At 50.5% G+C, this 10,585-nt stretch carries 11 protein-coding genes; all 11 read left to right on the plus strand.

Annotation, left to right across the window (positions count from 1 at the left end; genetic code table 11):
- Window positions 1–741, plus strand: a 741-nt coding sequence (locus PKX57_RS09730) for an SDR family NAD(P)-dependent oxidoreductase (protein WP_472417037.1), incomplete at its 5' end; no start/stop codon positions are given.
- 216 nt (window positions 742–957) lie between these two features.
- The gene (locus PKX57_RS09735; protein WP_472417039.1) at window positions 958–1,572 is read left to right on the plus strand and encodes a DUF6305 family protein; all 615 of its coding nucleotides are present in this window, start codon (window positions 958–960) and stop codon (window positions 1,570–1,572) included.
- A 14-nt stretch (window positions 1,573–1,586) separates the two neighbouring features.
- Window positions 1,587–2,852, plus strand: coding sequence for a hypothetical protein (locus tag PKX57_RS09740; RefSeq protein WP_214050137.1), 1,266 nt, complete (start codon window positions 1,587–1,589; stop codon window positions 2,850–2,852).
- Between the two features lie 61 nt (window positions 2,853–2,913).
- Complete coding sequence (locus tag PKX57_RS09745; RefSeq protein ID WP_213922245.1) at window positions 2,914–4,578, plus strand: C69 family dipeptidase; 1,665 nt, start codon at window positions 2,914–2,916, stop codon at window positions 4,576–4,578.
- Between the two features lie 117 nt (window positions 4,579–4,695).
- Window positions 4,696–5,328 (plus strand): DUF6305 family protein, encoded by a 633-nt coding sequence (locus PKX57_RS09750; RefSeq protein WP_213922246.1) that lies wholly within the window; start codon window positions 4,696–4,698, stop codon window positions 5,326–5,328.
- Window positions 5,329–5,397: 69 nt separating this feature from the next.
- A complete protein-coding gene (locus PKX57_RS09755) occupies window positions 5,398–6,702 on the plus strand; it encodes a C4-dicarboxylate ABC transporter (protein ID WP_213922247.1) in 1,305 nt (434 codons plus the stop codon).
- A gap of 12 nt (window positions 6,703–6,714) precedes the next feature.
- Window positions 6,715–6,867, plus strand: a complete 153-nt coding sequence (locus PKX57_RS09760) for a hypothetical protein (protein ID WP_169698694.1) — start codon at window positions 6,715–6,717, stop codon at window positions 6,865–6,867.
- A 13-nt stretch (window positions 6,868–6,880) separates the two neighbouring features.
- Window positions 6,881–8,026 (plus strand): succinylglutamate desuccinylase, encoded by a 1,146-nt coding sequence (locus PKX57_RS09765; protein WP_472417041.1) that lies wholly within the window; start codon window positions 6,881–6,883, stop codon window positions 8,024–8,026.
- Window positions 8,027–8,318: 292 nt separating this feature from the next.
- Entirely contained in the window at window positions 8,319–8,627 is a 309-nt protein-coding gene (locus tag PKX57_RS09770; RefSeq protein WP_214048357.1) for a cytoplasmic protein, read from the plus strand.
- Window positions 8,628–8,682: 55 nt separating this feature from the next.
- A complete protein-coding gene (gene pdxA / locus PKX57_RS09775) occupies window positions 8,683–9,684 on the plus strand; it encodes a 4-hydroxythreonine-4-phosphate dehydrogenase PdxA (RefSeq protein ID WP_472417045.1) in 1,002 nt (333 codons plus the stop codon).
- A gap of 267 nt (window positions 9,685–9,951) precedes the next feature.
- Window positions 9,952–10,585 (plus strand): ABC transporter substrate-binding protein (locus PKX57_RS09780; protein WP_472417043.1); only part of this gene is annotated, 634 nt, incomplete at its 3' end.

Genomic DNA, 10,585 nt, shown 5'->3' on the forward strand with positions numbered 1-10,585 from the left:
GTGATTTTCGGAGGCGCCGGAAGGATAGGAAGCTCGGCCGCCGAAGCCTTCTGGAATGAAGGCGCTTCGCTCGCCCTGATAGACAAAAACGCCGAAAAACTGGCAACTCTAAAACAACGTTTCTTGAAGGGCTCAGGGCAAGAACAGCGCTGCGTCATCATCGAGGATGACATAGAGAACGAATCGGACGCACAGACAGTCTCAAAAAGAGTGAGGGAGATCTTTGGAAGGATAGACATACTCCTCAACTGTCCGGCTTACATATTCCGCGCGCCTTTTCTCGATCATCCATTGGAAGAGCTGGACAGGCAGTGGCATGTGAACGTGAGACTGGTTTTCATCTTTTCTCAGGCGATCGCAAGGGTGATGAAAGACGGAGGCAGAGGGAAGATAATCAATCTGGCCTCGATCGGGGGCCAGTATCCGGAAAAGGAGCACGCCGGTCACTGTGCGGCCAAGGCCGGTATAATAGCGATTTCGAGAGTCATGGCTCTCGAGCTGGCGCAGTTCAACATCCAGGTCAACGTCGTGGCTCCCGGACCTACCGAGACCGTTCCCTTCTCCTCGCCGTTCTATACGCAACACCCGGAAGTCCTCCAGAGGATAGAAGCCAGAACTCCGGCCGGAAGGATCGGCCATCCCGAAGACCACACCGGTCTGCTTGTCTTTCTGGCTTGCGAGGAGTCCGACTGGGTTACCGGTCAGGTGATACTTTCCGATGGAGGATTGGGTCTTGTGTAAATATGTAAATAAGAGTCGATTTCTAAATGCGGCTCTGTGTAGATCGGAGCCAACTGGACAAAAAGACTCCTTTTTAAAACTTCTGTATCAAAATTGGGAAAGTTCGCTATTCGAAGTATTTCTCTGATATAATTTGGAGTATAGTAATCTAAACGATGATCCTGTATTTTTTTCTGTCCGAAATTCACACTGGTCGGTTTTAGCGGAGATGGTCTTTTGAGAATCTGGTTGTCTTTCTTGTTTTTTCTTATAACTGCTGTTTCTTTTGCCTATGTACCGGACGTCCTACCTCCAATGGAAGACCCTATGTTGATGACCGTCTGGGGAGAGAGCCAGGAGCTGAATACGGTGAACTACTTCTGTGGCACTCTTTTCATAGCCCGTGATTACAGTCCCGGAGCGACTCTGGAGCAGATGAAAATGGGCGCGGGCTTGGGCAAGGTGGAAGAAAGCGAAGGCGATATTTTCTACCATTTCTATACGCCCGGCACCCGATACAGAACCCTGATCGTAATCGCCGGAGGCGGATACGGGAAGCATCTGGAGGATATTACCAGAGTCGAAGAAATGGCAGTCGAAATAAAGAAGGAAAACGGACTGGTTATGATCATCGACATAGATGTGGATGATTCCGGTGATGACTCGATCAAAGCGGAGTTCGCCCGCAGATTGATTCCGCTTACAGACGCCGTTGTATTTGCAGGGAGCTCGAGCGAGAACTATGCGTCCCTTTTATACGAAGATTCGCTGATCGTGCTGAAACTTTCGATCGTGGTGGATCTTTTGATTGTTTTCGAGAGGGACTTCGGTGGGGGAAGGTGTTGTGACTGATGGGAGGAAAATGGATGAAAAGATATCTGGTAGTTTTATTTGCTTTTTTTGCGGTTGTAGCCTGCGCCGGTTTGACGCTTTCTGATCTGGTCGTTGTAGGCGGAGACGGGGACGATGTGGGCAACGATATCGTTCTGCTCGCAGACGGCGGCGTCGTGATAGCCGGTTACACCACTTCCTCGGAAGGCACTTTCTTTTCCAGTAATGGACAGGAAGACTTTCTTATCGCCAGGTTCGACAAAGATCTCGAACTCATATGGTGGAAGGCTTACGGTGGAAGCAAGCGCGATGTTGCCCAGGCGCTCACGGCTACGCGGGATGGCGGTTTCGTACTTGCGGGATTGACGGAATCCTCAGATGGAGATGTAACCGGTAACAAAGGTTTGGGCGATTTCTGGGTGATAAGCGTTTCTTCGACGGGCGAGCTCGAGTGGCAGAAAACCTTCGGTGGAAGCGGCCAGGACCAAGCGTACGACGTGGTGGAGACTCCCGAAGGAAATATACTCGTCGCGGGATACACCAGATCCGATAACGGAGATGTCATCGGGTACGACTGGGGCGAAGATTTCTGGATAATAGAACTCGGCCGAGACGGAGAGCTTCTCAGGCAGTGGCTCGCCGGTGCTTATAGAAGTGAAGATTGCGCCAAAAAGATCGCCATAGGCGACGACGGTTCGATTTATGTTGTCGGGTACTACGCTTTCAGAGATTGCAATGTAAGGTGCAACTACGTCGAAGAGCAGATGTCTGTTCTGAAGATAGGAAGCGACGGAGTTATACAATGGTTCAATCAGTACGGAGACTATTGGCCTGAAGCCGGAATAGATCTGCTTGTTGCAGACAATGGAAATATCGTTGTCGTGGGAGAAGAGGAGTCAGGTGTTTCCCTGTTAACAAGCGGACTCGGTGGAAAGGATTTCTGGATTGCGTACATATCGCCCGATGGAACGGCGATCTCCAGCAATAATTTCGGCGGAAGTTTCACAGATATCGCAAATGGAGTCGTACAGGTTGGAGAAGATGAATTCATTGTAGCCGGTTATTCAACATCCAGCGATAAAGATGTAGTCGGCAATCATGGAATGGCCGACGGCTGGATAATTAGAGTGAATACCGCGGGTAAGATCCTGGATAAACTTGCAGTCGGAGGTTCTAAGGACGATGCAATACTGTCGGTATTTTCGCGAGATAAAACGCTGTATTTCACGGGATACTCCACTTCTTCAGAAATGGGGAGTTCCGGAGGAAGAGATCTATTTATTTTTACAGTGATTGAATAAGGTCTAACGACCTTAAATCCGGGGTATATCCCCAATACATTTTAGTTGGGAGGGGTTTCAATTGCGTAAGATCCTGTTAGTCTTGATTGCGGTTGCCGCAATCGTAACGATCGGTTGGGCCTGCACGACCATCATTGTCACCAAGGGCGCATCCGTTGATGGGTCTGTCATGACCAGCCACTCTGCTGACTGTGGAGCCTGTGACTTCAGGTATGTTTATATTCCAGCCGCAGATTATGAAGCAGGTGCACAGAGAGCCGTTTATCCGTTCATCGAAGGTTACCCTCGCTATGTCGGCAAAGATATGGGCCCGACGTACGACACACCGGGTTACCCTGCAACAGAACCTCTGGGTTACATCGACCAGGTCGAGCACACCTACGGTTACTTCGATGCAGTCTATGGAGTAATCAACGAACACCAGCTCGCGATCGGTGAGTGTACCTGTTCGGCAAAGGTTTACGCGCAGGCCAAAGCCGGCGAGTGTATCTTCGACGTTGCAGCTCTTTCCAGAGTAGCGATGGAAAGATGCACCACCGCGAGAGAGGCCATCGAACTGATGGGCGCGCTGGCTGTAGAGTACGGCTACTACGGCTGGGGCGAAACTCTCACAGTAACCGACCCTCAGGAAGCCTGGGTCTTCGAGATCTGTGCGACACCAGATCAGAAGAGCGCTCTCTGGGCGGCCAAGAAAGTCCCCGACGGAGAAGTCTTCGTTGAGGCCAACATCTTCAGGATCAGGGAACTCGATCCTAACAGCGAAGACAACATGTTCTCCCCGAACCTGATCGAAGTCGCGACGGCGGCCGGCTGGTACGATCCCAGCTCCGGTCCTATCGACTGGATGGCAACCGTCAGCACCGGCGAATACTCCTACCCCTACTACAGTCTCAGAAGAATCTGGAGAGTTCTCGACAGAGTGGCTCCGTCCCTGGAACTTTCTCCGTGGGTAGAAGACGGTTTCACAAAGGATTACCCGTTCTCTGTGGTTCCCGACAAGAAGCTCTCCGTGGCCGATGTAATCGACCTCTTCAGAGATTTCTACGAAGGCACGGAATTTGATCTGACACAGGGTCTCGCCGCAGGACCGTTCGGCAACCCCAACCGCTATTCAGGCTCAAGCAGACTGATCAAGGGTAGCTGGGAAAGAGCACTCTCGATCTTCAGATGCGAGTACGTTTTCGTATCTCAGGTAAGAGACTGGCTTCCCGATCCTGTCGGTGGAGTGATATGGTGGGGCGCAGCAGCACCTCATGAAACAATACTCGTTCCGATGTACTGTGGCATCACCGATGTTCCAGATGCGTTCGACACGGGAAGTCTTGAAAAGTTCGATCGCGATGTTGCGTCCTGGGCCTTCAACTTCATGGGCAATTGGGCCGAGTTGAAGTTCAGCTACATGTACCCGGAAATCAAGGAATTCCAGAAGAAGACCGAAGGCAAGCTCTTCGCAATGCAGTCAGCGATAGAGGCGGCCGCAGCACAGCTTTACGCGGTAGATCCTGAACTCTGTAAGGAATTCCTGACAGACTACGTCGCCGATGTCTCGGACAGAGTAATGGCGGAAACATGGGAATTCAACGAATACCTGATAACCAAGTACCGCGACGGCTACATCAACATCCCCAACGTCGGTGCGTCTGCAGGCTATCCAGATGCATGGCTCAAGGAAGTCGGATACGCCGATGGTCATATCTTCGGAGATGACGGTTACAAAGCGAAGTAATCACTATTGCCTGTCCCCTGATGGGGACAGGCTTCTATATTTTTTTTATCAGTGGCTTTGAAAATGATTTTGTTTTGAGATAAAGCATTCCATAAAAACTCAAAAGGAGGGTTTCAGATGAAAAAAGTTATACTGGTTCTTGTTGCCATCTCTGTTGTAACACTGGCGCTGGCAACCACGGATGTCAAGCTGGGGCTTCCGCTGGCAATAACCTCTGCCGGCCAGAGCGCCGAAGTTGAAACCGTAAACTACGTCGCCGATGAAGTCGGCTTGAAGTACGATTACTGCGACATTCTCTCCAAAGATGAATTCGCGGCCGGCGTTGGACTGGCAGACGCCAAGTCTGGAATTGGCAAGCACGTCACAACTCTTTCTCCCGATCCAAAGGGCACGAAGTTCCAGACACTCATTCTTGTAGTGGGCGCGGATCTTAAGGGCATGGGCGCATCCGGTCTTTCGGTGGATAGCGAAGTCGCAAGACTGAAGAACCTTATCGAGTACGCCAAAGCCAACGGTATAAAGATCGTCGCCGTAGCCATCGGTGGAGAGATCAGACGCGGACTTCCCGGAAGCCCGAACGAAGTTATGATCGACACGGTTATCCCTTCTGCGGATATATTTGTGTTCACGAGCGACTCAAACAAAGACGGACGCTTCTCGAACGAAGCTAAAGCAAGAAACGTTCCGGCTGTAGAAATAGAGTCGGCTTTCGATCTTCTGGATACGTTCACCACGATCTTCGGCCTTTGATTTTCCCATTGACCGGCGTTATCACAGGGGGTTGTGAGGGCGCCGGTCTAATTGAAGGGGGTAGTAAAATTGTCTGCTGACGCAATTTACATGCAAACGATCATAGCAGGTATCGTAATGGTCGGGGCGTACGTGGTCGGGAAGTTGTTCAAGTTCTCGACGGAAATGTGTATGTTCCTGGCAGTGGTTGGCGGAGGTATAGCAGGAGGCGCCGGATTTGACCTTTTCAGGCACCTTGCGGAAGGATCCGTCACCTATCTCGATATCGGTTTGATCTTTGTTTTTGCAACGATCTTCATGAATATCATCAAAGAATCCGGTGGAACGAACTACATAGTGAGGAAAATCGTAGGAGCTTTCTATAATAAAAAGATCCTCATGTTGATTCTCCTGATGTGTGTAATCCTCGTTCCGGGAGCCCTGACCGGAGCCGGAAGCATCTCCGTTCTTGTCGTGGGCGGAACCGTCGCGGCCGCGTTAGGTGCGATGGGGCTTTCAAAAGTCACGATATCGGCGATAATCTTCATAGTCGCCGGTCTCAGTGCCGCCGCTCCACCAATCAACATATGGGCCATGATGACCTGTGCGAACACAGCCATACCTTATGTTGGCTTTACGATGCCGCTTCTAATACCCATCATCATTCTCGGTCTCTTCACCGTGTTGTTCCTTGGAAGAAAGGCCAAAGTCATTGACAGGGAAAAGGCCCTCAAGGATATTCCCGAGCCCAAAGGTCTGAGCGGCTGGAGCGTTGGAATTCCCTTCCTGGTTCTTATATTCCTGCTCGCCGCCCCGAGAATCTGGCCCTTCGGATTCCCCGTTCTCGGTCTGCCTCTGGCGTTTGCGATATGCGCGCTTGTTGCCTGGGCAATGAACTACAAGCGAGTCAATATACTCAAGGTAAGCAAAGACACGGTTTCTCAGTTGACACCTCTACTGGCAACCACCGCGGTCGTTGGAATGCTTGTCCAGATAATGAGCTTCAACGGAGTCAAAGGCTTGATATCCATGTGGATCGTCACGGCTCCTCTGATCGTCGTCTGGATAATCCTGCCATTCATAATACCGATCTCCGAAGGTTTGCTAACCTACGGAGGCGCGATGGTTATCGGTATTCCTCTCATCTGGATGCTGAACTCTAACGGCATAAATCCCGTTATCGTTCTGGCCGGTCTGAGTCTGCTGTGGCCTCTCGGTGACGGATTGCCACCGACCGCGCTCATCGGACGCCTGACAGTAAGTACCGTCGGCTACAAAGGCTCTTACGGCTCCTTCCTGAAGGAGTGTATAGTTCCCTGGATAGCTATTACCGTCGTGGGAATGATAATGGTTATCTTTGCCAACAACCTCAGCTTCCTGATGATGGTGGGTTAAGGAGGAATTGTCATGACTTTTATCATGATCCTTTATTACGTGATGACAGCCTATGTAGTGGGCATGCTTATATGGAATTTCATCAAAACCAAGGACATAAAAAGTGAAATACTCTACGCATTGGCCCTTCTACCACTCATTCTCAGATTACTGAGAATGAAATAGGAGGGATTGTATGATGAGAAAATGGATTATTCTGGCGGTACTGCTGCTGGTGGTTCTGGCCGGTGGAATTCCTCTGTACCTGCAACGAAACTTCAAAGAAGAGGTCGTTGCCGGTCCGGGTGTAACCGATGTCTTCAAATTGAGCAGATACTTCAGCGGCATCGAAGGAACTATAGCCGATACCGACGTCTTCGAATTGAAAGGTTCCGAAGAGGGAGGGAAGATGCTCATAATAGCCGGTACGCACGAGAGCGAGCCCTCTGCGGCGCTGGCGGCATTCTATCTTATTGAAAATTTGAAGGTCGATCGGGGAACAGTGTACATAATCCCTCACTTCAACAGAAGCGGTTCGCTCGGCACTCAGCCCGGAGGCGGTTTCCCGCTGTATTTCAGCATGGAAACTCCCTGGGGAGAGAAGACCTTCAGAATGGGTGACAGAGGATTTCAGGCTCTCGATCAGTGGCCCGACCCCGATGTCTATATCCACTATCCAGAAGGTCAGGCCATGTCCTACATAGACGCCAGAAACACCAACAGAGCCTGGCCGGGAAGACCGGACGGACTCTATGCAGAACAGGTAACCTACGCAGCCATGGAGATGATAAAGAAGGAAAAGATCGACATCGTCATCGATCTCCACGAAGCCGAGGCCATGTATCCGGTCACCAACTGTATAGTCGTACCGGAGAAATCGATGAGTTACGCCACCGGCGCTTCGTTCTACGTCAAGGGCAGGGAAAAGTTCGAAAACCACGTCGAACGCTCCCCGACGGCTTTCAGGGGACTCTCTCACAGAGAAATCGGCGACTGGTCGGACGCTTACCCCTTCCTGCTGGAATCTCCCGGTGTCCATCTGGACCAGATAACCGCGGCCAAGACTCCGGAACTGATAATGGACGGTATCGATCCCTTCGTTCTCAAAGCCGCCGAAAAGGGACTGCTGTTTGTTCCTTACGACGAAAACGGCTTCTCGATGGATAGAAGGGTAGGTCAACACTCTTCGGTCATTCAGGAAATAGTCGTGCAGTGGTCGAAGAAGAACCCCGAGAGAGGTCTAACCATTTCGGCTCCCAGATACAAGGAAATCGTTGACAACGGTCTCGGATATTTCTTCAAAGATCCTTCCAAAGCTGACAAGAGCGACGTGTATTTACAGTAAGTTATCTCTATCTCTCGAGTCCGGGGAAAAAACATTCCCCGGACTTTTTTATTCCCCGTTCCACAGTGTTTTCGAAGAGTCTTCGTTACCACTTTGAAATATCCCTTTGACGAATCTTATATTGTATCATTGGTATATCCTGACAGAATCCAGACCAGAAAAACTGTAATATGGTCGGCAGGTCTGGGAAAGACTGGCGATAGACCGACTCACACACGGCCATGGCAATATCATAGAACATTCACAGGGCGAAAATCTGGCAGGAAAGTTGTGAGAACATGGAGGATAGCCAATGGAAAGGATCATCGTTACGGTGGAGCCCGACCTGGAAGGTCTCATAGATGGATTTCTAGTTAGCAGGCAACTCGATTCCGAGAAACTCCAGACGGCTATTGTCGAGCATGATTTCGAAGAGATAAGGAATATCGGAAGCTCTCTCAAGCAAGCCGGTTCCAGTTGCGGGTTCGATTTTATTTCAATCATCGGTACCAAGATCGAAATGGCCGGTACCCAGAAAAATAAACTGGGCGCCGAAATAGCCCTGGACGCTTTCAACTGGTATCTTGGAAGAATAAGGACAGAAGTCTTCGGAGAGGGATAATATGAAGTGCGGAACTATCTCCGTGGACGACATGAGCAAAGCGAAACCTCTTGAAATGAAAATTCCACCGGGCAATCCCATTGTCGCCATAACTATGGGCGACCCCGCGGGGATAGGCCCGGAAATAACTGCAAAAGCCGTTGCCGGTGGCGAAATTTACGAATTTTGCAGACCTCTGGTGATTGGTGACCGAAAAAGCATCGAGAGAGAGATAGTTCACAACGAGTTGAATCTGACTGTCAGCGAGGTAAGCGACCCCGAAGAAGGCGAGTATCGTCCCGGAAGACTCGTGCTTCTATCACTCCCATCCATCCAGGAAAACAACTTCCCCATCGGAACGGTATCGGCCGGTTGTGGCAGGGCCGCCTTCGAATACATACGCCGGGCCGTGCAACTGGCGCTCTCTAAGAGAGTGGCCGCCATAGCCACAGGCCCTATCAACAAACTATCCTTGAAAGAATCCGGTATACTCTTCACCGGCCACACGGAAATTCTGGCCGAACTCACCGGCACCCGCGACCCGTTGACCATGTTCGAAATCTACGGAGAGATGAGGATTTTCTTTCTTTCCAGGCATGTATCGCTTCGGCAGGCCTGCGATATGGTGAAAAAAGAGAGGGTGCTGGATTATATAATGCGCTGCACGGAAGCCTTAAAACAACTGCGGTTGAAAGACTCCAGACCTTTTGCGGTTGCCGGCCTCAATCCGCATTGCGGAGAGAACGGTCTCTTCGGCAGAGAAGAGATCGATGAGATAATACCCGCCATCGTAGAAGCCAGAAAGGCGGGGATCAAGGTCGCAGGTCCCTTCGGGGCCGATTCGATCTTCGCCATGGCCCGCAAGGGAGAGTTCTCGGCCGTACTGTCCATGTATCACGATCAGGGCCATATTGCGTCCAAGACACTGGATTTCGCCAGAACCGTTTCGGTGACTCTTGGAATGCCTCTATTAAGAACCTCTGTCGATCACGGCACTGCCTTCGACATAGCCGGTAAAGGTTTAGCAGACCCCGCCAGCTTGATCGAAGCGGTGAAACTCGCCGCTATATATGCTTGATTTCGCCCAATTAGCCACTGATAGACCATAGACGGCTATAAATGGCGAGAATCGATTCTGTTCGCTATGTTTTAAGACTTCGTTTTTGTATGGCCCGTATTGTATAATCATTCTGACAATACTAGACTTTTAAGAGGTGGTGTTTCGGTAGTCAGCTGTTGTAAGGGCATTCAGGACTACATCTTTTCGATAAATGTTGTATAGATGTTATTGAGCATAGAATAAGTGAACCATCCGTTCTCAACTTTAAGTGTTAGGAGGGGAAAAATGAAAAAGAAAATCTTGCTAGTTGCTGTGATGGCACTGCTTGTGGTGAGTGCCTTTGCCGGCAAAGTCACCATCTGGAGCTGGCGAACTCAGGATGCCGAGGTCTGGCAGAAGATCGAAGCGCTCCTGAAAAGCCGGGGCCAAGATATAACGATCGAGTTCACCGCTTACGCGCCAACCGAATACGACTCGAAAGTCAACCTCGCTCTTCAAACAGGAACAGGACCGGACATAGTTTACTCCAGAAGGCTCCCCGGCGGAAGAACACAGGTGCTGATAGAAAACGGTCTCTACCTGCCGATCAGCGATCATGTCGATCTGACGTATTTCCCCCAGGCCTCTCTGAACTCGGTGACCTGGGAAAACAAAGTGTACGGAGTTCCCTTTGCGGTACAGGTAGTCGGAATCTACTACAACAAAGATTACTACGATCAATTCGATCTAAAAGAACCGACAACATGGGACGAACTGGTGGCCAACGCCGAAGTTCTGAAGAAGAACGGCATCGATCCCTTCTTCGTATCGGGTAAGGAAGCCTGGACACTCACGATGCAGCACGCGATGGTCGGAGTCAGCATTCTCGGACCGGAATGGATAAAGGATCTCACAGAAGGCAAGACCAACTTCCTCGATC

This window comes from Mesotoga sp., from assembly GCF_035363035.1.
GTDB lineage: Bacteria > Thermotogota > Thermotogae > Petrotogales > Kosmotogaceae > Mesotoga.